19 protein-coding genes are annotated in these 24,652 nt (G+C 63.5%); 10 read left to right on the forward strand and 9 right to left on the reverse strand.

What is annotated here, in order from left to right; translation table 11 throughout:
* Positions 1-2: 2 nt before the first annotated feature.
* Both GX444_01620 and GX444_01625 read right to left on the reverse strand, forming a co-directional pair.
* The gene (locus GX444_01620; GenBank protein NLH47282.1) at positions 3-1,031 is read right to left on the reverse strand and encodes a glycosyltransferase; all 1,029 of its coding nucleotides are present in this window, start codon (positions 1,029-1,031) and stop codon (positions 3-5) included.
* The gene (locus tag GX444_01625; GenBank protein NLH47283.1) at positions 1,028-2,761 is read right to left on the reverse strand and encodes a hypothetical protein; all 1,734 of its coding nucleotides are present in this window, start codon (positions 2,759-2,761) and stop codon (positions 1,028-1,030) included. The genes GX444_01620 and GX444_01625 overlap by 4 nt, the downstream gene beginning before the upstream one ends.
* A gap of 148 nt (positions 2,762-2,909) precedes the next feature.
* Between GX444_01625 and GX444_01630 the strand changes: the two genes are divergently transcribed.
* From GX444_01630 to GX444_01650, 5 genes are read left to right on the forward strand one after another with little or no spacing between them, the layout of a single operon-like run.
* Positions 2,910-3,842 (forward strand): radical SAM protein, encoded by a 933-nt coding sequence (locus GX444_01630; protein ID NLH47284.1) that lies wholly within the window; start codon positions 2,910-2,912, stop codon positions 3,840-3,842.
* 16 nt (positions 3,843-3,858) lie between these two features.
* Positions 3,859-4,830: a glycosyltransferase gene (locus tag GX444_01635; GenBank protein ID NLH47285.1), complete on the forward strand. Its 972-nt coding sequence runs from the start codon at positions 3,859-3,861 to the stop codon at positions 4,828-4,830.
* Positions 4,831-4,832: 2 nt separating this feature from the next.
* Positions 4,833-5,876, forward strand: coding sequence for a GNAT family N-acetyltransferase (locus tag GX444_01640; GenBank protein NLH47286.1), 1,044 nt, complete (start codon positions 4,833-4,835; stop codon positions 5,874-5,876).
* A complete protein-coding gene (locus GX444_01645; GenBank protein ID NLH47287.1) occupies positions 5,873-6,730 on the forward strand; it encodes a DUF3473 domain-containing protein in 858 nt (285 codons plus the stop codon). Before GX444_01640 ends, GX444_01645 begins: the two co-directional genes overlap by 4 nt.
* A 58-nt stretch (positions 6,731-6,788) precedes the next feature.
* The gene (locus GX444_01650; GenBank protein ID NLH47288.1) at positions 6,789-7,205 is read left to right on the forward strand and encodes a DUF2304 domain-containing protein; all 417 of its coding nucleotides are present in this window, start codon (positions 6,789-6,791) and stop codon (positions 7,203-7,205) included.
* Here the strand turns inward: GX444_01650 and GX444_01655 are convergent.
* The 5 genes from GX444_01655 to GX444_01675 form a co-directional block, all read right to left on the reverse strand.
* A complete protein-coding gene (locus tag GX444_01655) occupies positions 7,192-8,361 on the reverse strand; it encodes a glycosyltransferase (protein ID NLH47289.1) in 1,170 nt (389 codons plus the stop codon). The genes GX444_01650 and GX444_01655 overlap by 14 nt on opposite strands.
* Positions 8,362-8,401: 40 nt before the next feature.
* Positions 8,402-9,304 (reverse strand): hypothetical protein, encoded by a 903-nt coding sequence (locus GX444_01660; protein ID NLH47290.1) that lies wholly within the window; start codon positions 9,302-9,304, stop codon positions 8,402-8,404.
* A gap of 2 nt (positions 9,305-9,306) precedes the next feature.
* A complete protein-coding gene (locus GX444_01665; GenBank protein NLH47291.1) occupies positions 9,307-11,463 on the reverse strand; it encodes a tetratricopeptide repeat protein in 2,157 nt (718 codons plus the stop codon).
* Between the two features lie 86 nt (positions 11,464-11,549).
* Positions 11,550-12,203 (reverse strand): hypothetical protein, encoded by a 654-nt coding sequence (locus tag GX444_01670; GenBank protein NLH47292.1) that lies wholly within the window; start codon positions 12,201-12,203, stop codon positions 11,550-11,552.
* A 95-nt stretch (positions 12,204-12,298) separates the two neighbouring features.
* Positions 12,299-13,861 (reverse strand): sigma 54-interacting transcriptional regulator, encoded by a 1,563-nt coding sequence (locus GX444_01675; GenBank protein NLH47293.1) that lies wholly within the window; start codon positions 13,859-13,861, stop codon positions 12,299-12,301.
* 214 nt (positions 13,862-14,075) lie between these two features.
* Here GX444_01675 and GX444_01680 point away from each other — a divergent pair, with 214 nt between their 5' ends.
* The 5 genes from GX444_01680 to GX444_01700 all read left to right on the forward strand — a co-directional run bounded on the left by GX444_01680 (position 14,076) and on the right by GX444_01700 (position 21,196).
* On the forward strand, positions 14,076-14,732 hold the full coding sequence (locus GX444_01680) for an outer membrane beta-barrel protein (GenBank protein ID NLH47294.1): 657 nt from the start codon (positions 14,076-14,078) through the stop codon (positions 14,730-14,732).
* Positions 14,733-14,938: 206 nt separating this feature from the next.
* The gene (locus GX444_01685) at positions 14,939-16,357 is read left to right on the forward strand and encodes a TolC family protein (GenBank protein ID NLH47295.1); all 1,419 of its coding nucleotides are present in this window, start codon (positions 14,939-14,941) and stop codon (positions 16,355-16,357) included.
* A gap of 10 nt (positions 16,358-16,367) precedes the next feature.
* Positions 16,368-17,480 (forward strand): efflux RND transporter periplasmic adaptor subunit, encoded by a 1,113-nt coding sequence (locus tag GX444_01690; GenBank protein ID NLH47296.1) that lies wholly within the window; start codon positions 16,368-16,370, stop codon positions 17,478-17,480.
* Positions 17,481-17,521: 41 nt separating this feature from the next.
* Complete coding sequence (locus GX444_01695; GenBank protein NLH47297.1) at positions 17,522-20,578, forward strand: efflux RND transporter permease subunit; 3,057 nt, start codon at positions 17,522-17,524, stop codon at positions 20,576-20,578.
* A gap of 294 nt (positions 20,579-20,872) precedes the next feature.
* Entirely contained in the window at positions 20,873-21,196 is a 324-nt protein-coding gene (locus GX444_01700) for an RNA-binding protein (protein NLH47298.1), read from the forward strand.
* 274 nt (positions 21,197-21,470) lie between these two features.
* Here GX444_01700 and GX444_01705 read toward each other — a convergent pair whose 3' ends face one another.
* A complete protein-coding gene (locus tag GX444_01705; GenBank protein NLH47299.1) occupies positions 21,471-22,505 on the reverse strand; it encodes a phosphotransacetylase family protein in 1,035 nt (344 codons plus the stop codon).
* A gap of 2 nt (positions 22,506-22,507) precedes the next feature.
* Positions 22,508-24,649 carry a CoA-binding protein gene (locus tag GX444_01710; GenBank protein NLH47300.1) on the reverse strand — a complete coding sequence of 714 codons (2,142 nt, stop codon included), beginning with the start codon at positions 24,647-24,649 and terminating at the stop codon, positions 22,508-22,510.
* Between the last annotated feature and the right edge of the window lie 3 nt (positions 24,650-24,652).

Genomic DNA, 24,652 nt, shown 5'->3' on the forward strand with positions numbered 1-24,652 from the left:
CGTCACCCTTCGCGGCGGACGCCGCCAAGGATGTCCCGCATTTCCGACCGGATATTTTTCCAGCCGCGCGCGCGGCGCCGCACCCGCCAAAACAGGCTCAGTAGCGCGCCGGCCGCGCCCCAATCGCCGTAGAGAAAACCTTTGGTTTCGACGGCCAGGCGAAAAGCCAGTCGGAATTTTCCGCGCCGCACCGCCTGGCCGACGAGCGACAGCCAGCCGGCCAGGTGATAGGCCCGCCATAGTTTCCCGTCCGGCAAGGCGGCGACGGCTTCCCGCAAGCGACGCGCGGCGAACCGCGCTTCGCCCCAGCCGGTCAGCATTCCCCACGGCGCGCGGCTCGCCTGTTCCCAGGCGCGTTCGGCGACGGCGCGGGTATTTTCAGCCATCAAGGCCGCATGGCGCGACGACACGTTTTCGGGATGGACCCGGTAGCGCACCAGCGATAGCGGCAAGGCGGCGAAGCGCGGCGCGGCGCCGAGACGGATCCACAGGTCGTAATCCTCGACGTGGCGCGCCTCGACCCGGTAACCGTTCAGCTCCCGCAAAACCGCCGCGCGGATCATCACTCCCGGATGGAAAACGCAGTTGCCGGCCAGCAGAAAACGACTGATCGTCAGCGGCTCGATCATCAGGCGCGCGGTATAAAGCTCCGTTCCGTCCGGGGCGACGGCGGTAAAGGCCGAACTGACCGCGTCGATTTCCGGATGCGCGACGAGAAAAGCGGTCAGCCGGGCCAGCCGCTCCGGATGCGAAAGATCGTCGGCGTCCTGGCGGGCCACGTACCGTCCGCGCGCCCGGGCCAGGCCCGCGTTGAGCGCCGCGCTCACCCCCGCGTTGGCCTGCCGCACCACGATCAGCCGCGGCTCGTCGTAACCGGCCAGAATCGCCGGCGTGTCGTCGGTGCTGCCGTCGTCGACGACGATCAACTCCCAATCGGCCAGCGTCTGCGCGCGGATACTGTCGACGGCCTCACGCAGGTAGGCGCCGGCGTTGTAGGCGGGCAACAGCACCGAAACCAGCGGTGAGCTCATGGTGGAGTCGCTCCTTCGACCGCGACCGCGCGAAACAGGTAAAACGTCTGGTCGGCGTAGCGCTGGGCCGCGGCAAAACGAAAACCGTCGCAAACCGCCGCGCCGGACGCGCCGCAGTCGCGCAACCAGTCGCGCCAATACGGCTCGTCCGCCGGATTCTTCAACGCCAGCAGCAGCCAATCGACCGTCGCGCGCCGCCGCAGCAGATCCAACTGACCGCGATCCATCGGCAGCCAGATCGCCGGGCGGTCGCCCCGCCAGCCGATCACCCACGGATCGTCGCCGACCACCACCTCGCCGGGCGCCGTCGCCCGGCCGATGAACCGGCCGATCGCCTCCTGGCGTTGCCGATCCGCGTTCGCCAGCTTCGCCGCCTCGGCTTCCACCGGCCAACCGCCAACCGGCGATCGGGCGGCAAACGCCCACGGCATCGTCCCCAGCGCGACCGCCGCCGTCAGCAAAACGAGCGGACCGGCCTTGCCGCGCGGGAACGGCTTTGCCGTCGCGGCGACCAGGACCGGCGCGGCCAACAGCAGGCAGAACGGCACGGCGATCACGTTGTAGCGCGGCATGGACAACAAGATCAGGTTGACCGCGACGTGCAGCGCGATCAGCAGCCACGTCCAGGCGTACAGCGGCCACCGGTCGCGACTGCGCAGCAGCGGAAAACAGGCGAAGGCCGCCAGCCACAGCGGATTGAACAGGCCGGCCAGATTGCGCGCCGTGACGCCGGCGTTGGCCCGCCATTTGTCGTAAAACACCGCGGGGTGTTCGGCGTACACTTGCGAAGCCTTGACCGAGACCAGGCTGCGCTCGAGGCTGTGGCCGGGAAACGGCGCGGAAAACACCAGGAACGAAGCGCCGCCCACGCGGTCGATCAGCCGGCCCACCCAGGTCGGCGCCGGCCGGTTGAGTTCGGCGGCGATCCGCGGGTCGGCCTCGCCGCGCGTCACCGCGCCGAGGCGGGCGGTCGCGCGCTCGTTCACCAGGCCGGCCCATTGGCCCAGCAGCCAAAAACTCGCCGCGAACGACAGCCCGAGCACCGTCAAACCCAGCAGGCGCCGGCGCGGCAGAAAACAAACCACGAGCAGGAAAAACGCTCCCACGAACAGTTTACCCAGGTCGCGCGTGTAGAGCATCAAGGCCGCCGGCGGACCGATCCAGGCCAGCGCGACCGGCCGTTCCCGCCAGCGAACCAGCAGGTAGACCGCCGCGACCGCGAGCAGAAGATACAACGGTTCGCTCAGGCCGGCGGCGGCGTAGGTGAGCAGCTTGCCGTTAAAAGCCAGCAGCGCGGCCGCCACGATCGCCGGGCGGGTTCCCCAGAGGCGCCGCGCCAGCGCGAAAAACAGGGCGACGAGGGCGGCGAAAACGAAAAGGTTGGCGGCGATCACCGTGCCGTCCGCGGGGCCGAAAACGAAAAACCAACCCGCCAGGTAGGCTGGAAACGCGAAAAACGGATCGAACGAGCCCAGCGCCTCGCGCGACGCCACCGGGCCTTCGCGCCACCACGAAAAACCGTGCGGCTGCATGACGGTATCGAGAAAACCGCGCCCCTGCAGCGCGTGCCGCGCGATCTGGGCGTAGCGCATGGCGTCGGGCGACGCGAGGCCGTCGGTCGTGAGCCCGGCGAAAAGACCGCCGATCAACAGCGCGACGAGCGCCGCCGCCAGCACCGCGGTTCGCCGCCCGCCGCCGATCTGTTCGCTTTGTTGGTTGATGAAACCCACCTTGCCGCCGCGCCGTTGTTGCGTTGCCGGTCGCAATCATTTTATGCGCTTTCGGAAAGTCCGATCAATGATAAAATAGTTCGTTCGGCAACCGTTTCGACGACAGAGGGAGATCATCATCGCCATCGACACGACCAAACACGCGGCCTTGTTCCTGCGCGGTCTGGCCGGACGGCGCGCGCCCCTGCCGCGCGAAGTGCAGCTCGAGGTGACCAACCGCTGCAACTTCGACTGCCGCATGTGCCCCCGCCGGACCCTCAAAGTGCCGGACGAGGACGTGCGCCCCGAGGTCTTCGATGCCCTGCTGCGCAATTTGCGCGGCGTGCGCGACCTCGGCTTGACCGGCTGGGGCGAGCCGCTGTTCCATCGCGATTTTCTCGGCCTGCTGCGGCGCGTGCGCGAGGCCGCGCCCCAGATCCGCGTGCACTTCACCACCAACGGTTTGCTGCTGCGCGACGCCGCGATCGCCGGCGTGCTACGCCACGGCGTGCGAAGCATTTCCGTTTCGCTCGACACGGTGCGCGAAGGCGATCTGCCCGGCCACCGGCAGGCCGCGACGGTCATCAAAAATCTCGAAAGCCTGCTGGCGGAACGCGGCGCTTCGCCCACGCCGCACCTGATATTGCAGACCACCCTGCAAGTCGACGGCGAGGCCGACCTGCGCGAGATCGTCGCCCTGGGCCGCCGTTTGCGCGCCGACGGCGTCAACCTGGTGCGGCTCGACACGCGCGGCATCGCGGGCTTGTCGCGGCCCGGCGTGCTCGAGGAACGGCGGCTGATCCGCGCGGCGGAGGAAGCGGCCGGCGGCCGCCTGCCGGTTCTGGCGATCAACAAACCGTGGTGGCCGGTGCGGGTGGCGACCCGCGGCGGCCGGCTCTGCCTGCGCACGCTGTACCACGTTTACATCGACGTGCACGGCAACGTCACGCCGTGTTGCGTGCTGCGCCGGATGATCGTCGGCAACCTGCTGGAACAGCCGTTGAGCGAAATCTGGAATTCGCGGGCGATGCGCCGCTTCTTCGCGAACCAGCAGGAAATCTGCGCCGCCTGCGACGCCTGGCGCTGCGAACAAGTTTACTGAGCGAGACGAGTACCCGGTGAACGTAACGATCCTCACTCCGATCCACAACGACGAACGGACCCTGCCGCGCGCCCTGGCGGCCATCGCCGCGCTGGACTGGGACGGCCGCCGCGAGCACCTGCTGATCGACGACGGCTCCACCGACGACAGCCCGCGCCTGGCCCAGGAATTCGCGGCCCGGCAGCCCGGCGCGCGTTACCTGCGCAAGCCGGCCGGCGGCGAGGCTTCGGCGCTGAACCTCGGCTTGCAAGAAGCGACCGGCGACTGGATCGCGATCCTCGAAGCCGACGTCGAACCGGCGGCGGACTGGCTGCGGATCGCGGCGGCGGAACTGGCGGACCCGCGCGTGATCGCCGTCGGCGGCTACCTCGAGACCCCGCCCGACGATCCGTGGGTGGCCCGTCTGGCCGGCTACGAGGCGGAAATCCGCCAGCCGGCGACGCCGCAGGACGTCGATCACCTCACCTCGGCCAACGTGCTCTACCGCGCGGCGGCGTTTCGCGAGGCGGGCCGCTTCGACGAACGGTTGTTCAACAGCTGCCTCGACATGGAGTTCAACCAGCGCCTGCGGGCGCGCGGCCATCGGCTGCGCTACCAGCCGGCGGCCCGCGTGCGCCATCACTTCAAGCCGAGCCTGTGGGGCTTTCTGAGCCGCAACTACGCCTACGGCCGCTATCGCCCGTTGCTGCCCCGGCAGATCGGCCAGCCCGGCGATCTGGCGATCACCCTGCAACTGGCGCTGTCGCTGCTGCTGGCCGGGTCGCTGCTGCTGGCCTGCCGTCTGCCCGGGGCGCCGCCGTTGCTGGCGGCGATTTTCATCGGCCTGCAGATTCCCGGCATGCTGCGCCTGCACCGTCACGTCGCCGACCCGGTGCTCTGGCTGCTGCCGTTGTTGACGTTTTTACGCAACCTGGCCGGCCTGGCGGGCCTGGCCGTCGGTTGGCTCGAAAAAATCCTTCGCCCCCAACCCGACCGGGAGAATCGCTGATCATGCCCCAGCCGCCCCTCGAACTGCGACCCTATCGACCGGGCGACGAATCCGACATCGTCGCCTTGTTCAACGAGGTTTTCGGGCCGGAATTCGGCCAGACCCGCACGCTCGAACAATGGCGGCACGACTACCTGAAAAACCCGCTGGGCCCGTCGATCATCTGGCTGGCGCACGACAAGAAGGGCCTCGTCGGCCACTACGCGCTGGCCTACCGCGAATTCGCCCTGGGCGCCGAAACGCTGCGCGCCGGCCTCGACATCGACACGATGGTGCACCGGCGGGCGCGCGGGCGCGGTCTGTTCATCCAACTGGCCGACGCGGTGTACGAGCAGGCGCGGCGCGACGGCTACAACCTCGTCTACGGCGTGCCCAACGAAAACAGCAAGCACGGCAATTTCACCAAGCTGCAATGGCGGGCGCTGCCGCCGCTGCCGATCCAGGCGCACCCGCTAAGGCTCCGGCGGCTGTTCGGCTCGATCCTCGGCCCGGTGGTCGGCGTGCCGTGGAAACCGCTGTCGCTGCTCGCGCGGCGGCACTACGCGGCCGAGGACGCGATCCGCGAAACCGATCTCGGCGACGAACTGCCGTTGCTGGCGCCGGGCATCCAATGCCGCCGGGTGCAGCCGTTTCTCAAATGGCGCTTCGCCGACGTCGGCGACCGGCACTACCTGCGCCTCGGCTATTACGAGGGCGACCGGCTGGCGGGTTACATGGTCGGGCGGGTGATCGAGTTTCGCGGCCGGCGCGGCGGCGCGGTGGTGGATTTCTGGCCGCCTGACGGCGACGCGGTCCTGTTGCGCGCGCTGTTCGCCAATCTGGCGCGGCGGTTGAAGGCGCTGGATTGCGACGTTCTGTTCAGCGTTTTTCCGCCGGCCTACGTCGAGCGGCTGGGCCGGGGCCGGCTGCTGACGGTTCCGGAACGGCTGATGCCCAAGACCAATTACTTCGGCTACCGTCTGTTCACGGCCAACGAGGCGTGGGAACGAGCGCTGGCCGAGCCGGCCCGCTGGGCCGTGACGCTGGCCGATTGGGACAACGCATGATCGATCGCGCCTTCACCGTGGACGTCGAGGATTGGCACCATTCCAATCTGGCCGGAATGCCGGCGACCGCGGGCGCGACGAGTATCCTGCCGCAAAGCATGCCCTTGCTGTTGGATCTGCTGGCCGAGCTGAACGTCCGCGCGTCGTTTTTCATCCTGGCCGACGTGTTGGACGAGGTGAAACCGTTTCTGCCGCGCCTGCGCGCCGCCGGACACGAGGTCGCCAGCCACGGCTCGCATCATCGCCTGGCGTACGAACAGACCGCCGACGAATTTCGCGCCGACATCGCCGCGGCCAAGCAGCGGATCGAGGACGCCTGGGGCGAAGCGATCGCCGGCTATCGCGCGCCGTCCTGGTCGATCGGCCCGGCCAACAAGCATTACCTGCAAGCGATCGCGGACGCCGGCTACCTTTACGACGCCAGCCTGCTGCCGTTTCGCACCTATCTTTACGGCTATCCCGACGCGCCGCGCGCCCCGTTCCAGCCGCGGATCGACGGCCGCCCGCTGCCGCTGGTCGAGGTGCCCGGCACCACCGCGCGGCTGTGGGGAAAAGTCATCCCGTTCGCCGGCGGGTTTTACCTGCGCGCCCTGCCCGCCGCTTTGCTGAAGCGCCTGGCGGCGAACGCCGCCGCCGAGGGCCTGCCGCTGATCTACTACCTGCACCCGCGCGAAATCCTGGTCGAGCAGCCCCGCCCCGCCGGCCTGACGGCGCGCGAACGCCTGATCCACCTGCACGGCCTGCGCGGCGTCGCCGGCAAACTGCGGACGATTCTGCAAAGCGGCGGGTTCCGTCCGCTCGGCGAACTTGTCGCGGCGTGGCGCGAAACGGGCCTGCCCGCCGGCGACCTGTAAACGCGACCTTCCTCGACCGCGCCGTTTCGGTTGTGCTAGACTCCGCGCCATGGAGGACATGCCTTTTCAGGAATTGTTGGCGCGCCAGCAGGTGACGGCGGTCATCGTCATCGTCTTCGCCCTCTTGCTGACGATCGAATTCATCCGCCGCCGGGCGTTGATGGAGCGGTATGCCATTTTGTGGCTGCTCGCCAGTTTCGTGCTGATCCCGATGGTGCTGTGGTTCGATCTGGTCGCCAAGCTGGCGCAATGGATCGGCATCGCCTACCCGCCGTCGATGGTGCTGCTCACCGCGAGCCTGTTTATCATTTTGATTTTGTTTCACCTGACCGTCGCGCTGAGCCAGGCCAAGCGGCATGAGACGAAGATCGTACTGCAACTGGCCGAGCAACAGGAAGAGTTGGAAAAGCTGCGCCAGCGCGTCGGGGAATTGGAGAAAAAGGAGCCGCCGGAAGCGCCCGTCAGCGGCGGATAAGCGCGGCGAACAGTTCCTCGTAGCGGTGCGCGACGATTTCCCACGAGTAATTTTCTTCCACCAGCCGCCGACCGTTGGCGCCCAGTTCCTCGCGCCGGCCCGGTCCGGCCTGCGCCGCCGCGACCAGCGCCGCGCCCGCCGCCTCGCCGTCGCCGGTCGCGACGATCCACCCCGCGTCGGCCGCCGCCAGACCGTCCACCGCCGCCGCCGCGCCGACCAACACCGGCCGCCGGTAGGCGAGCGCCTCGAGCACGGTCACCGGCATCGCCTCGGAACGCGACAGGTTGACGAAACAATCGGCCGCAGCGAACGCCTCGCGCTTCCGGTCGCCGGTCAGAAAACCGGTGAACCAGACGCGATCCGACAACCCCGCGGAGGCCGCTTGTTGCCGGCATTCCTCCATCGCGCCGTCGTCCGGGCCGACGAGCAGCACGCGGACCGGAACCCCGTACGCCTTGGCGCGCACCGCCGCCGAAATCAACGTATCCAACCCCTTGTGCGAATGCAGGCGGCCGACGAAGAGCGCGACAAAATCCGCGGGCGGCAAACCGAGCCGCCGGCGGGCCGCTTGCCGCTCATCGGCGGATACCGGCGGCGGCGGCTCGACGCCGTTGGGAATGACGGTGATTTTTTCGGCCGCGACGCCGGCGGCGAGCAGTTCGCCGCGTTCACGTTCGTTCAGCGCGTGAAAATGCGCGGCGCGGCGCAACACCCGGCGGCCGTACAACGCGTCGAAAATCTGCTTGAAGCGGTAGCGCGGCGGGTCGTTGGGTACGGTGCCGTGGGGCGAAAGCAGCACCGGGACGCCTTGGCGGTCGGCCGCGGCGGTCGCCCAGGCGCCGGGCAAGTGACGGAATTCGACGACCTGCACCACGTCGAAACCGGCCAGTTCGCGGCGCAAGGCGGTGCGCATTTGCAGGGGGAGAAAACCGCGCTGGCGGCGGGCGAGCCGCGCACCGAGGTTGGGAAACACCCGCAGCTCGACGCCACGCTCCTCGGGTGGCGGCGCGATTTCTCGTTCGTCGCCGCTGCCGGCGTCGGTGGTCCAGATTGAAATTGAATGGCCGTGCCGGGCCAGGCGACCGGCGAGTTCCCGCGCGACCTGCGCCGGACCGCCCCAGGGGACGAAATACGGTATGACCATCAAAATGCGCACGAACCGGCCTTTATCGAGTAGCGATTTTTCGCTCGATCGCTCAAAGCCCCGCGAACAAGTCTACCAGTTTTTCGGCGTGGTCTAAATCCGTCGCGCCGTCGCGGAGCACCCAGGTCTCGACGTTGTGGGCCGTTTCGCCGGGCTTGAGGGTGACCTCGGCGCCCATGGTTTCCAGCTCGACCATGAAATTGCCGGGGCCGATGTAAAACGCGACATTCGTGCCATTGGGATAAATGCCGTTGCGCTCCCAACCGGTCCGCTTGGCGAAGGTCAGGCCGCGCGCCGGGCAGCTCATCGCCATGATGCCGCGCGGCGCCTGGAGCATGCGCTTGTTTTCCTTGCCCTGCGGATCGACGACCAGCACGTCGTTGACGAACGAGAATTGCGGATCCTGCAGCACGCCGTCGTGGCCGGCCCAGGTGCGGAAGAACACCATGTGGAAGGCGTCCCACGTCGCGCCGTCGCCTACCGGAACGCCGTAACGCGTGCCCGCCCGCGGCAGCGTGCAGGTCAGCGCCCAGACGCCGCCGCTGTACAGCACGTCGTTGTCGTTGCGCACGAAATTGTCGACCGCGAGCGCCGCGTCGCCCAGCACCCGCACGCTCAGACCGCGCCGCGTGCCGTTGAAGGGATCGCGCGCGCCGGTCAGCGCGAAACCGTCGGGTTGCGCGCTGAATTCGGCCGGCTGGTTGTCGGGCCGGTAGGTTTCCTCGCCCTCGTCGCCCAGCGGGCGGGTCACCCAGACCCGGTGGCCGCCGCGCAGTTTCCATTCGCCGCGGCCGGGCAGGTCCGGATTCCAGAACAGGAGATTGTCGCCGCCCGGCCGGCCGAAAAAGGCGAGGCGCGGGCCGTATTCGTACAGCGCCACGAGGCGCAACGCGGGCGTGAGCAGTTCGACGGCCTGGCGGCCTTCGTACAGTACGGGGGTGACGGTCACGGGCATGTTCAATCTCCCTTCACGGTTTTTTCAACGAGGGAAACGGCGTATTTGGCGGCGAAGGTCTCGGCCTTAATCTTTCGCGCGAAAACGGCGAGCAGGTCGAGCATCTCGCCGCGGCGCATTCCATACAGCCGATCCTGCACCACGGAGGCCCACTCGGCCAGTTCGACCTTGGTGGCCGGCCGGCGGGCGACGAGCCGCAAGGCGTAGGGCAAGAGCTCGTTGAAATAGTCGTTGCGGCCGGTTTCGGCGTACCAGAACAGCTCGAGCCAGTAAAGCAGTTCGCGCTCGTCATCCTGCGCGACCTTCTGGTGCAGTTCGTTGATCAGCGTCAGGTTGCCGCGATCCTGCTCGCGCAACAGCAATTGTTCGAGGTAGAGCACGCCGGCGGTCGTCGCCTGGCCGTCGGCGCGGTAGGCGGCGCCGAGCAGATCGACCGACAGTTCGTGCTGACCCGCGCCGGCGCACAGTTTCGCGGCGCTCATCAGCAGGCGCGCGTCGCCGCTGTACACCAGCAATTCGCGGAATTCGGCCGCGCCGGCCTCGTTGTCCTGCATTTGAAAATAGAGCCGGCCCAGTTCGAACAGCAGCCGCGGATCGCGTTGAAAGCGCCCGGGCAGCGAACGATAGGTGCGGATCGCCTCGTCGGGCCGCCCCTGCTTTTCCTGCATCCGGCCCAGGGCGATGGCGACGGCGACGCGTTGCGCGGGCCGCGACGCACCGCGCAGCAATTGCTCGAGCGTGGCCGCGGCGCGATCCTGCCGGCCCAGTTCCTGGGCCAGCGTGAGGTAGCGATCCAGCTCCTCGTTGCCGCTCTCCTGCCGCGTGGTCAGCCGCCGCTCGTAATAGGCGAACGAGCGTTCCTTGTCGCCGGCCAGCTCGTAGGTTTTGTTGAGCAATTGCTGGATCTGAACATCGGCCGGCGCCAGGGCGGCGGCGCGCTCCAGGACGGCGGCGGCCTCGGTGAAACGCCGCGCCTGATAATGGATGCGGCCCAGTTCATAGAGCGCCCAGAAGGCATTGGGCTGACGTTTCAGATAATCGGTCAGCAGCGGCTCGGCCTCGGCGTGACGGCCGGTGGCGACCAGCAGCCGCAGATAATCGTGGAACAGGTCCGGGTCGTTGGGCGCCTGTTTGCGCAACTGGTTCAGCGTTTGTTCGGCGGCGGGGTAATTGCCGGCCCGCAGTTGGTAATCGACCAGCATCTGGTGCAGTTCGAACGAGCCGCCCTGCAGCGCCAGCACACGGGCCAGCGCCGCCGACGCCACGCCCCAATCCTGATTCCGCTCGGCGGCGCGCAGCAGTTCCAGTTCGGTCGTCGGATCGTCCGGGTCGCGGCGGGCCGCTTCCTCGAGGAGTTGCTGGCCTTCGGTGACGCGGCCGTTCAAAACCTCATGGCGGCCGACGGAGACCAACAGCACCGGCAGGCGCGGGCCGGTATCCAGGGCGTTGAGCAAGGCCTGCCGGGCTTCGGCGGGCTGGTCGTTTTGCTCGTACATTCGGGCCAGCCAGAGGTACGTCAGGAAATCGCGCGGCTGGCGCGTCAGGGCCAGTTGATACCACAACAACGCCTGATCGGGCCGGCCGTTTTCCGCCCACATCCGGCCCGCGTCGCGGCACAGACCGGCGGATTTGTCCGACACGTAGGCCGCCTTGCGAAAGAAGTCGTCCGCGGCCAGCGGGTCGCCTTTCGTCCAGGCGCCGTATGCCTGCTCGAGCAGCTTGATCGAATAAGGCTCCAGCGGCTTGTCGAGCAACTCCCACACCAGCCGGCCGGCCAGGTTGCACGGCCGGTCGTAATACTCGCCCAGCGGGCTGGCGCGATAGGGCGAATCCGCCGCGCCCGTCTCCACCCGCCAGACAAAGAGCGTTTCCTTTTGGCCTTTGCGCTGATAGCCGAACCAAAAACCGCCGGCCAGCTTGCTTTTCTCCAGCGCCGACCGGAATTCGGGCAGGTTTTTCACCGCGCCCAGCACGACCACTTCGGCCCGGCCGCCGTCGCGCACCGCTTGCGCGGCGCATTCCAGCACCACCGACCGCACCTTCGCCGGCATGTCGCCCTCGGCGCCCCAACCCCACGAAACGGGCTCGGCGGCCAGGGCCGGCGCGGCGGCGACGAGCAACCAGAGCCAAAGGCTCCACATTCGTTTACGGCACAACATCGTTTCGATCGTTCTCCAAAGATGGCCGAGAAGTGTAGCACAGCAACGGCGAAATGGTGAGTCGGTCGGCGGCGGATTTTCGCGCGCTAATACACCCAGCCGAGCAGGCCCAGGAACACGAAGTTGGCGGCGGCGGCGAGGCCGTACAGCGACGACACGGCGATCACCCGCGCCTTGACGGTTCGCAGGGAAAGCACCAGCAAAATGGCCACGTAAAAATGGAAATAGCCGAACAGGAAGATCAGCCAGACGCCCTTGAAGGACAGGTTCCACCATTCGTATTCCCACACGAGGTGGCCGCCCAGGTTGAGCAGGCACTCGACGAACACGCAAAAGGCCGCGTAGGCGATCGCCCAGAACCAGCCCTCCGGCAGGCCGAGAATCTTCTGGTCGCGCGCCGGCGTCAGCGAATAATAGAAAATGATGCCGGCGATGGAAAACATGAACATGATTTCGATATTCCAGCCCATCAGTGTGCGCAGTGCGGTATCGCCCGGCGTGGTCCAGACGGCCGAACGCTGCGTCAGGTGAAACACCATGCCGTTCCAGGTTTCGTTGACGAAGTCCATGCCGAACAAAGTGAGCCCGGCGAAGATCGCGTCCCAGTTGCCGGTTTGCCGGGCTTGGTGGATCTCTTTCACGTAGATGTAAAAGGTGATCGCCAACAGCGGAATGACGTACCACTTGAGAGTCGTCAGATCCCGCAACCCCACCAACGCCTGGCGTGATGCTTCGGTCATGGCTTCGCCCCTTTTAGCGGATCTGGTGAATGGTCCCAATTGTCTAAATAGCTATAACATCGCGCCCGACGGTTGAAAATGCCGGCGCGTCTCCGTCACTTGCGACCATACGGAATGCCCAGCTTTTTCATCCGGCTGCGCAAGGTGCTGGGATTGATTCCCAGGATTTCCGCCGCGCCGCCCTTGCCGTGCACTTTTCCTTTGGCGAGGGAGAGTGCGTACTGGATATGGTCGGCCATCGCCTCGTCCAACCGGGCCGCTTGGGGCGCTGCCTTGCCGTTTTTCACGAGATCGGCATCGCCGACGGGTGTCAGACTTGGGAATTCCAGCACCGGTCCCTTGTTCAGGATCAGTTCCCGCTCGATCAGGTTTTCCAGCTCACGGACATTGCCGGGCCATTTGTGCTCCATCAGCCGCCGGAGGGCTCCCGGCGCCAGTGAGGGAGTTTTGGCGATCTTCAGATCGATCACCTTGCGCTCGATAAAATATTGCGCCAGGGCGGGGATGTCGGTTTTTCGATGCCGTAACGGCGGAATCAAAATGGGAAAGACATTCAACCGGAAATACAAATCCTCGCGAAATTGCCTGGCCGAGACCATATCCTCGATGTTGCGGTTGGTGGCCGAGATGATGCGAACGTCGGTTTTCAGGATTTCAGTGCCGCCGACGCGTTCGAATTCCTTGTTTTGGATGACGCGCAACAAATGCACCTGTGCCGGCAAGGGCAATTCACCGATTTCGTCGAGAAAAATCGTCCCCTGGTCGGCGCGCTCGAAGCGACCGCGCTTGCGCGCGATCGCCCCCGTGAACGCTCCCTTTTCGTGGCCGAAAAGCTCGCTGTCGATGAGGTTTTCGGGAATCGCACCGCAATTCACTTTGATGAAGGGCCCGTTCCGGCGGGGCGACGCGTCGTGAATGGCATTGGCGATCAAATCCTTGCCGACCCCCGTTTCGCCGAAGAGCATGACCGGGCTGTTCTTCGACGCCACCTGTTCCACCATATCCATGACCGGCCGCAGACCCATGTCCACGCCGATGATCTGATCGCCGATGAGATGGTGGAGTTCGGCCTGCAGAAAACGATTGTCGTCTTCCAACATGGCTTTGAGTTTCAATACTTCCTGGTGAGTCAGGTAGTTGTCCACGGCGATAGCCAACGGTTCGTTTAGCAAGAGCAGCAATTGCCCGTGTTCCTCCGTATAATGGTTCAGACCGAAAGTCGAAACCTCCAGAAAGGCCACGTTTTTGCCTTCGATGAACAAACCCAGGATGAACCGCGACATTTCGTTGATGAATTCGATCGGAATCCCCATCTGATCGTAATCACCAGATGAAAAGCCGATTTTCAGCAAATCATCTAATCCGTTGATCGAAGTGATAAAAGGCTTGTTTTCGACCAGCAGGCGGTCGACAAACTGCCGGGCGATTTCCGGAAGAGCCACAATATTCTGATGTGAGAATGGCACATCCATATTGGTTGCACCGGCTAATAACTTCATCATTCCGACCGACGAATCATAGAGCAGCAGATTCATCTGATTGACGGGCATAAATTTCTGCAATAAGCGAAAACATTGATCCAACCCTTTTTCAATATCCAAAGTGCCGGTAATTGCCTTGGTCACCCGATGAAAAAATTCATCTTTGTCAATTGTCATGTCTTTTCAATCACTTTTTCGTTTACGCGATATTTCGTAATTTTAGAACAATTTACGAAATATCGCCAATGATTTTTACGAAATATCGCATATTTTCATTGAAAATTTACATAAGATGTTGATTTTATTGAAATTATAAAATTGGCACACCCAATGCTAATCAAACCGCCAGTTGATTTTGGTGTGAGAACAAAACAAACGAGGAGGTTTTACTTTGAAAAAGCAGCTTTTGATTCCTCTGTTGGTTCTGGCGGCTTTGTTGATGATGACCGGCAGCTCCTTTGCCTGGGGTGTAACGGCCAAGGACAATCCGTTCGCGGCAGGCAAATTCATGTTGAATCTGTCCAGCGGGCTCGACTTCGGCATGGGCACCGACACCTTCGAGCCGGAAGACGGCGATGAAGTCGAAACCGACATCGCCCAATTCGGAGCCGGCGTTCAAGGCGGCTATTTCATCCTGAAAGGCTGGGAACTCGGACCGGCGCTACGGTACGACTATCGGAGCGTCACCGACGAGGACGACAACATCACTTCCACCAGCGAGGCGTTCGCGGGCATTCAAACCGGCTACTACTATGCCACGCCCATCCCGGTGCACCCCTTCATCAATGTCGAAGTCGGTTACGATTATCAAGGCCTCAATAACGAACCCGATGAAGGCGACAGCACTTCCGACACCGCCGGCGGATTCGCCGTACGGCCCAGCCTCGGCGCGGTCTTCTTCTTTGCCGATGAAATCGCCCTGACGCCTTCGGTCTACTATCAATACACCTCGCTTTCCGGCACGGACGACACGAGCGGAACCGAATTCGATTACGACGCGACCTCGAGCCGGTTCGGCCTCCAAATCGGCCTGACCGGAATTTTCTAGAGCGAGCGACTTTCAACCCCTTTTGTTCGTGGGCGGCACTCGTCGAAAACGTCAAGGTCGTTGCCAGGGGGCCGGTGGTTGAATGGATGAACCAATTCCGCACCGAAAGAACGGCCTTAATGCTGGTTTCAACTAGACGTACTTCTCGATCCTCCCTGTTTCCTTTCGACGAGTGCCCCCTGTTTTTTCCGCAAAGGAGAATCCGGATGAAGCGGCGCTGGTTCACCGCTTGGGCGGTAGTGACGGTCTTGATTCTGGCAGCCAGCGCCCCGGCGTTCGCCCTGGATCTGAAGGAGTGCCTCTCCCGGGGCCTGGCCCATTCGGATCGGGTTTTGGCCGCGCGGGCGGAAATGGAGCAACGCGATCAGGAGCGTTATGCCGCGGCGACCCGTTTTCTACCGCAGGTCACCCTGCAGGCGCACCAAACCTGGCTGGATGTTCACGATACCATGCCGGACATGTCGCTGACGCTGCCTGCCGGATTGCCGGCGGAGCAGGCGGCCCTTTTCGGTTCGATGCTGGGCCAGATCGACTTCAACGCCTTTACGGCGGTGCCCGATCACGACAACGATTTGACATTGCAGGCTTATCAACCGCTGACGCAAATACCGCGCCTCGCGTTGTACGACCGAATGGCGAGCAACACGGCCGAAGCGGCCCGTTTGGGCTATCGGGCGACCCGGGATCGGATCGCGCTCTATCTGGCCATGAATTACTTTCAGGCGCTGATCGCCGAAAAGAAAACCGCGACGCTCGAACAGGCGCTGGCGCGCGTCGAGCGATTGGAAACCGATGCCCAGGCAATGAAAACGCAAGGCCTGATCACCAAGGCCGATCTATTGAAAATCCAAATGAGCCGCAGCGAAGTGGCGCTGCAACTGAAGCAGGCCCGCAGCGACGAAGCCTACGCCAAGTCCTACCTCGCCAAACTGCTGGATCTGCCGCTCGCGGAGATTGAACTGCGCGATCCGCCGACCGCCCTGGCGGATCACCGTGAACTCGCGTGGCACCTCGAACAGGGCGAACGAGATCGGCCGGAAATCCAGCTTACCCGGCTGCAGGAGAAGATCGCCCGGGAAAATCGTGCCGCCTCCTATCTTCAACTGCTGCCGGATGTCGGCGCCGTCGCCGCCGCAAACTGGAACGACGACGGCCTGGACACGACGCCGGACCGAACGTACTCGGCGGGATTCGTGCTGACCTGGAATTTCTGGGGCCTGGGAGGCGACGTGCTCCAGTCCCGCGCGACTGCCTACGCGGCCGAGAAGACGATGCACGAAGCGCGCGGGACGCGGATCGACTTGCAGATGTCGATCGAGAAGGCCTGGCGCGACGCCAATCTGGCCCGGGAATCCGTCGAAACCAATCGGCAGGTTCTCGCCCAGGCGGAAGAGAATTTCCGGATCGAACAAAACCGCTACCGGGTCGGTCAGACCACGACCACCGACCTGCTCGGCGCCCAGACGCAACTGACCTCGGCGCAGACCGGTTACGACGCCGCCAGCTACCTGGCGGTGCTGGCCGACGCCTCGCTGGCCGCCGCGATCGGCGAAATACCTTTCCAGAATTTGCGGCAGGCCGACGATGCCCCGGCAGCCGCTCTCCCCAGCCGCGATCGGGAATAAGGAGAAAATCATGAAATCGCTGTTTCGCTTGTTGCCGCTGCTGTTGGCGCTACTGGCCCTGACGGCGGCCGGTTGTCGATCGTCCGCTGCTTCTCGCGAAAACTCCGGAGCGGCCGGCGCCGCCGAAAAAGAAACCGCGGGGCCGGCCGTGGCGGTCCAGAAACTCGGCGCGAACGAAGCGGTCCCGGCGATCACGGCCTCCGGCACGGCGCTGCCCTTGCGCGACAGTCTGCTCGGCAGCGAGGTCAACGGCAAAATCACCCAAATCGTCGTAGCGCGCGGCCAGGCCGTCAAACGCGGCCAGATTCTAATGCGATTGAACCCGGAGGCGTTCCAATTGGGCGTCGAACAGGCGCAATCTGCATACGACGCCGCCGCAATCGCGGCCGACCAACTGCAACGCGATTACGAGCGTTATGAAACGTTGCGCCGGGATGAATCCATTTCGGAAGTCGCGTTTGAGGCAATACGGCTACAACAGCAACAAGCCCTCGCCCGCCGGACGATGGCCGCCGCCGCCCTGAAAAGCGCGAAAAAATCGCTCGGCGACAGCATCCTCACCGCGCCTTACGACGGCGTCGTCACGCAAATTTTGAAGGAAGTCGGCGAAACCGTGACCCTCATGCCGCCGACTCCTCTATTACGCCTGGTCGATCTGTCGGCGCTCGAGGTGCAGATTTTCCTGCCCGAAAACGACGGCCGATTCGTGCTTCCCGATCAGGAGGCGACGGTGCGCGTGGAAAGTATTGGCTTGGAAACGACCGGCCGCGTGGTCTTCGTTTCCAGCCAACTGCAACCCGGAACCCAATCTTTCGAAGTTCGCCTGCGAATCGAGAACCCCGAAAACCGCATCCGGGCCGGTTCGTTCGTGAGCGTAACGATCCCGCGCCGATTGCCGGACGGCGCGGTGCTCGTCCCGGCGACGGCGATCGGCCAGGAGCCGAACGGGCGGTCCTTCGTAGTCGTCGAGGAAGACGATGAGTTCGTCAAAACACCGGTCACGCCCGGCATCGTCATCGGCGACCGTGTTTTGATCGAGGAGGGCTTGCCCCGCGATGCGACGATTGCCGCCACGGCGGCCGCGCTGAACCAGCCGGCAAACGGCAAGGCCGGGCGGCCTTGATGCCGGCCCGGCGAGAAAACGATTTAACGAAGGGATCGCCAATGTCGTGGATCGAAATTTGCATTCGTCACCCCGTATTCACCAGTATGATGATTGCGGCCATCTTCGTGTTCGGTATCGCTTCCTATCCCGAAATCGGCCTGGACATGCTGCCGAATGTCGATACACCGATTGTGACCGTCACGACGATCTATCCCGGCGCCGATCCCGAATCGGTGGAAAAAGAGATTTCGGAAAAAATCGAGGATGCCCTCAGCAACGTCGCCGGCATCAAGACCATGCGGTCGATCAGCGTCGAAAACGTCTCGCAATTGATCGTCGAGTTCGAACTGGAAGTGAAGATCGACAGCGCGATCCAGGATGTCCGCGATCAGATCGCCCGCCTGGTGACCCAACTGCCCTCCGATGCCGAAACGCCCATCATCACCAAGGTCGATCCCGGCTCGTTCCCGATTCTGACCCTGACGGTCAGCGGCCCGGCATCCGTCGGCGAACTGACGCACTATACGAGCGAAACCATTAAAAAGACCTTGCAAAACGTGCCGGGCGTCGGCTCGGTGGACATCGTCGGCGGCCAGGAACGGGAAATTCACGTGTTCTTGGATCCCTTCCGTCTGCAATCGCGCAACTTGGCCGTCACCGATGTGATCGGCGCGCTGGCCGCCAACAATCTCGATTTCCCGGGCGGTGCAATCACCACCGCCGAACGGGAATTGTCGGTCAAGGTGCTGAGCCGGTTCGCCACTTTGGATGAAATCCGCAATTTGAAAATCGTGGAAATCGCCGGCCAGCCGATCTTTCTGGGCGATCTGGGCCGAGTCGAGGACGGCGTCGAGGAACGCCGCACCGCCGCCCAATGGAACGGCACCAACGCCGTCGCCCTGGTGATCCGCAAACAATCCGGCACCAATACCATCGAGGTCGGTCAGGCAATCAAAAAACGCCTGGCCGAAATTGAACAAAGCCTTCCGGCGGGATGGGAAGCGCGGGTGGCGGTGGACCAGACCCTTTCCATCCGGGCCATCTTCGAAAGCGTTCGCTTTGACCTGCTGTTCGGTGGCGTGCTGGCGATTCTGATCGTTTTTGTTTTTCTGCGCAGTCCGCGCTCCACGCTGATCGCGGCCTTGGCGATCCCGACCTCGATCATCGGCACCTTCATTTTCATTCGGGCCATGCATTTCACCTTCAATACCCTGACCATGGTCGCGCTTTCGCTGTCGATCGGCATCCTGATCGACGACGCCATCGTCATGCTGGAAAACATCTACCGGCACCTGGAAAAAGGCTTGCCGGCGCGCGAAGCGGCGGTCCGCGGCGCCAAGGAAATCGGCATGGCGATTCTGGCCACCACGCTGACCATCGTCGCGGTCTTCCTGCCGGTGGCTTTCATGAAGGGTTTGATCGGCCGTTTCTTCAACCAATTCGGCCTGACGGTATCCGTCGCGGTGCTGTTGTCGCTTTTTGTCTCCTTTACCCTGACGCCGATGTTGTGCGCGCGTTTTCTGCGACCGCCCCGCCCTCACGCCATCTACGCACGCATTGAAAGCGTACTGCTGGCGCTGGACCGGAATTACCGGCGCTTGATCGGCTGGGCGTTGGACCACCGGAAAGCGACGATCGCCATCGCCGTGAGCGTTTTCCTCCTCAGCCTGGGCTCGATCTTCCTGCTCAACACCACCCTGTCCGCCACCACTGATTTGGATATGATCCTGGTCCGCGTCAAACTGCCGATCGGTTCGTCCTTGGAGAAAACCGAAACCTACGCCGCGGCGATCGCCGCAAAAATCCGGGAAAACAAATCGGTCGTTTCCACCATGCTGACGGTTGGGGCCGATGCGCAAAAGAAACAGAATCAGGCGGAAATCACCGTCGGCCTCGTGCCGAAAAACGAACGGAAAGAATCTCTCCTGAAAATCATCCCCGCGATTCAGGCCCTGACCGCACAATTTCCCGCGGCGGAACTCTACGTGTCGCCGAAAGACATCATGGATACGGGGGACGTCGCGGTTCATATGAATCAAGTCGAATACAGCCTGAAGGGGCATGATCTGGCCGCCCTCGACGATTTCAGCCGGCGTCTGGTGGACCGCCTGCGCGGCACGCCGGGCCTGACCGACTTCGAAACCACTTACGAAAAAAACCGGCCCGAGGTGAAGCTTCTGGTCGATCGGGAAAAGGCGGCACATCTAGGAGTCGCTTCGTACACGATCGGGCAAACGGTCAATGCCTTGGTCGGCGGCATCGAGGCGTCCAAATATCGGATCGGAGGCGACGATTACGAAATCCGCGTGCGCCTGGACGAGGCGGCGCGGCAAAACCCCGCGCAATTGGCCAATCTTCAGGTGCGCAACCAACACCATTCCCTGGTAGCGCTTTCTTCCATCGCCCGGATCGAAAACGGTTTCGGACCGACGCAGATCGACCGCGAGGATCGCTTGCGCAAAATCGACGTGAAGGTCGGTTTCGATTCGACCATGCCGATGGGCAAAGCCATTAAGCTGATTCAGGCCGCCGCCGATTCGCTGCCGCATCCGGGAATCGTCACCTCGGTCGGCACCCTCGCGAAGGTCATGGGCGAATCCTTTCAGTCGATGTACCTCGCCCTGCTGCTCGCCGTGCTCATCATTTACATGGTGTTGGCCAGCCAGTTCGATTCGTACATTCACCCGCTGACGATCATGATCGCCCTGCCGCTTTCGTTGCCGGGGGCGTTGGGCGCGTTGCTGCTTTCCGGCGACAACTTGAGCATCTTTGCCATGATCGGCGTCATTATGCTGATGGGCTTGGTGACAAAAAACGCGATTTTGCTCGTCGATTACACCAATGTGCTGCGCCGCCGCGACGGAATGGAAATGAAAGCCGCCTTGTTGCAGGCCGGCCCGACTCGGCTGCGTCCGATCCTGATGACCACCGCCGCCATGGTTTTCGGCATGTTGCCGATTGTGTTGAGCAACGGCTATGGCGCCGAAATGCGCTCGTCGATGGGCGTCTGCGTCATCGGCGGCCTGTTGGTTTCAACGCTGCTGACCCTGGTAGTGGTGCCGGTCATCTATTCGCTGTTGGATCGCTTCGACCGAACGTTACACCGCCGCGCGTAATTAGCGGGATATCCATTGCTTTTCCAAAACCGACATGATACACAAATCCCAGTCGCCGGGATGTTTCGGTAAAAGACGTCTGTTCGGTCTTTTGACAAACGTCCGGTAAGGGTCTTTTTCATCGGGAGCATTGGGTGCACGGGTAATCGCTTGTTGTTCCGCGGTAACATGCTGGCAATACTCACTTCCGCCTCGTTTTTTCGCTTTCCGGAACGTATGGCCTGACCTCTGAATCACCGAGAAATTACTGTGTCATTGCAATCGGCTTCCCAAAACATGTAAAGGAACGAGTCTATGGCGAACAAAATTTTCGTGGGAGGCCTCTCCTGGTCGACCGACAGCGAAGGCTTGAAGAACGCTTTCTCCCAATACGGTGAAATCGAGGAAGCGATCGTGGTCAGCGACCGCGAGACCGGCCGCAGCCGCGGCTTCGGCTTCGTCACCTTCGCCAGCGCCGATGCGGCCAAATCCGCGTTGGCCCTCAACGGCACCGAGCTCGACGGCCGGACCATCCGCGTCGATACCGCCAGCGAAAAACGGCCCGGCGGCGGCGGTGGCGGCGGTGGTCGTGGCGGCGATCGTGGCTCGCGCTTCGGCGGCGGCCGCAATCGTTTCTAGTCGCGAAACCGACTAAATCCATTTGATTTTTATCTACCCCTTGGAGGCCCCGCCCGGGCCTTTCAGGGGTAGTGTTTTTTAAAGACAGCTATCACGGCAAGGTCTTTCGGCAAGAATCAAGGCAAGCACCGGCGGGACGCCGGTGGTCCCGGTGCCGGCGTCAAATCGCGACCGGGCGCGCGGGCCGTTGCCGGCCGCTCAATTCCAGAACGGCGCGTAAAACAAAGCCGGCCGATCCAGGCGGACCGGCCGGCCACTGGTTTCGCGGTAATAACTATTTTTTCAGGACGTCGAGCTTGACGTGCGCCTTGGCCAAATCGGTGAGGAGTTCGATTTTCGCTTTGTCGTCGGTGGTGAGCAGCGGCTCAACCTGGCCGATTTTCTGCACCGTGGTGTAGGTGTCCCAGGGCACGAGCAGCACCGGAATCCTGGCCTCGGAGGCCTTGGACAGGATGTTGCCCGGCGGCAGCAGGTTGTTGGTCAGCACGATGCACGACGAGGCGGTTTCGAGCGCGGCCAGGATCATGTCGCTGCGGTCGCCCGAGGTGATGATCAGCTTGTTGGGCTTTTCGAACAACGGGTGGCCGATCGCCGAGGAAACCGACATCGCGCCGAGGAACAGGTTCTCGACGACGCGGTCGAGGCCCAGTTCGCCGGCGACGACCCGCGCGAAGAGCCGTTCGACCAGGTACTTCACCGGCAGCGCCCGCAATTCGGGTTGTTGCGGAATCACCCCGAGGATCGGGATGCCGGTCGACGCCAGTTCCTCGCCGAAGGTGTGCTGGAAGTCTTCGAGATCCTGCACCTTGTTGATGATGACGCCGGCCATCCGGGCGCCCTCGTCGTCGATGTAGTTCTTGTAGAAATGGATTTCGTCGAGCACCGAATCCTCGTCGCCGCCGACGATCAGCAGCAGTTCGGCTTCGGCGTACTTCGCCAGGGAGATCGGATCCAGGTGGACCGAGGCGCCGAACGACAGCGAACCGCCGGCCTCGATGAACAGGTAGTCGCGGTTGCCGGCCGCGGCGACCATTTCGCCGATCTTTTCCTTCGTGCCGGACCGGTCGTACATGTACCGCAGCTTGGCGTGCTCGAAGCCGATCGTGATGTCCTCGGGCTTGTTGTCGAGCTTCCAGAGGGCGGCGAACAGGGCGGCATCGTGATCCCAGAGCCTTTTCTTGCGATAAAGCAGGCGGTCGCCGATAGGCTTGATGTAACCGCAAGTCCCGCCCAAGGCTGATGCAATTCCCACGATGAGGCAGGTTTTGCCGGCGCTTTTACCGGTTGAGGCAACGACGAGCTTCTTCATCACTAGGCTCCTTTGACGGAATGGCGAAGCAAAATTCGCGCATCCAACGCTTTCGCGCCCATTCCCTGGTCGTAAACCACCAGAGGGTTAATTTCAATATCGTTGATTTCGTCGAACGTTCTGAGCACCGCGCCCACCCGCAAAATGGTGTGGAGCAGCGTGTCGATGTCCTTCTGCTTTTCGCCGCGAACACCCAGCAGCAAGGGGAAGGATTTGATCTCCTGGATCATCCGGCCGGCCTCGTTGTACGAGAGCGGAATGGCGCGGAAGGAAACGTCCTTCATCACCTCGACGTAAATGCCGCCCAGGCCGAACATGACGATCGGGCCGAACGACGGGTCGCGCCGCGCGCCGATGATCGTCTCGGTGCCCCTCGGCACCTGCTCGGCGACCTCGACGCCCTCGAGCACCGCGTTGGGATTGTGGGCGCGGCAGTTGTGCATGATCGCCTCGTGCGCGTCCACCACTTCCTGGCGGTTGTCCAGATCCAGGGCGATGCCGCCGGCGTCGCTCTTGTGAATGATGTCCTTCGAGACGATCTTCATGACGACCGGATAGCCGATTTCCTCGGCCGCTTTGACCGCCTGGTCGAGATTGCGGGCGACCACGCTCTGCGGCATCGGGATGCCCGCCGCCTTCATCAGCGTCTGGGCCTCGTGGGCCAGCAGGAAACGACGGTTGTCGGCGCGCACGCCGGCGAGCACGCGTTGGATGGTGTCGTAGTCGAATTCGGCCGCCAGCCGGTCGACGATGCCCGCGTCGCCGCGGTCTGTCTGCCGGTTGCGCGTCACCTGATAGCACGCGCCGAGGCAGGAAACCGCCTCGTAGACGTCGCCGAAGATCGGCCGGCCCTTGCCCTTGAGCTCGGTGATCGCCGCCTCGATGGCCGGGCCGCCGAAGAAGGAAAAGATCAGCGGCTTCTTCGGCATCGCCGGAGCCATCGCCCGCTCGATCGTGCCGGGCAGGCTGTGGGCGTCGAGCACCGCCGTCTGGCAGCCCAGGACGATCAGCGAATCGACGTTGTCGTTGTGCAGCGCGGCGCTGATGGTTTTGTCGTAATCGTCGATCAACGCCTGGCCGGTGATGTCCACCGGGTTTTTCAGCGAGCCGAAGTCGGGCATCGAGCCGGCGAACATCCGCTGCATCTCGGCGATGTTGTCGTACAGGTTGACCTCGAATTTTTCGCAGGCGTCGGTGGCCAGCACGCCGATGCCGCCGCCGTTGGTGAGGATCACCGTGTTTTCGCCCTTGGGCAGGGGCGTATCCTGCAGGAACTTGCACCAGTTGAGGGCTTCCTGGATGCTCTCGGCGCGCAGCACGCCGCACTGGCGCATGATGGCCGAGAAGACCTCATCGGCGCCGGCGAGCGAGCCGGTGTGCGAGGCAGCGGCCATGGCGCCGCGCTTGGACCGGCCGGATTTGATGACGATGATCGGTTTTTTCTTCATCGCTTCCGGCAGGATTTGCACGAGCTTGGCGCCTTCCTTGACGCCCTCGATGTACATCAGCACGACCTTGGTCAGGTCGTCCTCGACCAGGTAGGTCAACAGGTCGGCTTCGTCGACGTCGCACTTGTTGCCGACCGAAACCACGGCCGAGAGGCCGATTTTTTCGGTCTTGGTCTTGCCCATCATGGCGATGCCCAGGGCGCCGCTCTGGGTGATGATCGCCACGCCGCCCTGTTCGACGTCGCTCGGGCCGAAGGTGGCGTTGATCGAGGCCGCCGAACTGTAGACGCCGAAAATGTTCGGGCCCAGGACGCGCATGCCGGCTTCGCGGGCGATGGCGACGATGCGGTTTTCCTCCTCGAGGTTGCCGACTTCCGAGAACCCCGAGGTGATGACCGACAGGTGTTTGGCGCCGGCTTTGGCGCATTCCTCGACCGCGCCGACGACCAGTTTGGCGGGGATGGCGATGGTCACCAGGTCGATCCCGCCCGCGATCTCGCCGAGGCTGCGCACGGCGGGGATGCCGTCGATTTCGCCGCCCTTCGGATTGACGGGGTAGATCTTGCCCTGGTAGCCGCTGCCCAGGATGTTCCGCAGCACCTTGCTGCCGATCTTGTCCGGGTTCGTCGAGGCGCCGAGCACGGCGACGCTCCGGGGCTTGAAGAGATACTGGATGGTTGATTCTTGGCTGCTCATTCC

The organism is Myxococcales bacterium (assembly GCA_012517325.1).
Lineage (GTDB): Bacteria > Lernaellota > Lernaellaia > Lernaellales > Lernaellaceae > JAAYVF01.

What these genes read in the sequence shown, in the direction of transcription:
- GX444_01620 (NLH47282.1), bottom strand. Translation starts at nt 1,031, where the DNA reads ATGAGCTCACCGCTGGTTTCGGTGCTGTTGCCCGCCTACAACGCCGGC.
- GX444_01640 (NLH47286.1), top strand. Translation starts at nt 4,833, where the DNA reads ATGCCCCAGCCGCCCCTCGAACTGCGACCCTATCGACCGGGCGACGAA.
- GX444_01645 (NLH47287.1), top strand. Translation starts at nt 5,873, where the DNA reads ATGATCGATCGCGCCTTCACCGTGGACGTCGAGGATTGGCACCATTCC.
- GX444_01650 (NLH47288.1), top strand. Translation starts at nt 6,789, where the DNA reads ATGCCTTTTCAGGAATTGTTGGCGCGCCAGCAGGTGACGGCGGTCATC.
- GX444_01660 (NLH47290.1), bottom strand. Translation starts at nt 9,304, where the DNA reads ATGCCCGTGACCGTCACCCCCGTACTGTACGAAGGCCGCCAGGCCGTC.
- GX444_01665 (NLH47291.1), bottom strand. Translation starts at nt 11,463, where the DNA reads ATGTTGTGCCGTAAACGAATGTGGAGCCTTTGGCTCTGGTTGCTCGTC.
- GX444_01670 (NLH47292.1), bottom strand. Translation starts at nt 12,203, where the DNA reads ATGACCGAAGCATCACGCCAGGCGTTGGTGGGGTTGCGGGATCTGACG.
- GX444_01675 (NLH47293.1), bottom strand. Translation starts at nt 13,861, where the DNA reads ATGACAATTGACAAAGATGAATTTTTTCATCGGGTGACCAAGGCAATT.
- GX444_01685 (NLH47295.1), top strand. Translation starts at nt 14,939, where the DNA reads ATGAAGCGGCGCTGGTTCACCGCTTGGGCGGTAGTGACGGTCTTGATT.
- GX444_01690 (NLH47296.1), top strand. Translation starts at nt 16,368, where the DNA reads ATGAAATCGCTGTTTCGCTTGTTGCCGCTGCTGTTGGCGCTACTGGCC.
- GX444_01695 (NLH47297.1), top strand. Translation starts at nt 17,522, where the DNA reads ATGTCGTGGATCGAAATTTGCATTCGTCACCCCGTATTCACCAGTATG.
- GX444_01700 (NLH47298.1), top strand. Translation starts at nt 20,873, where the DNA reads ATGGCGAACAAAATTTTCGTGGGAGGCCTCTCCTGGTCGACCGACAGC.
- GX444_01705 (NLH47299.1), bottom strand. Translation starts at nt 22,505, where the DNA reads ATGAAGAAGCTCGTCGTTGCCTCAACCGGTAAAAGCGCCGGCAAAACC.
- GX444_01710 (NLH47300.1), bottom strand. Translation starts at nt 24,649, where the DNA reads ATGAGCAGCCAAGAATCAACCATCCAGTATCTCTTCAAGCCCCGGAGC.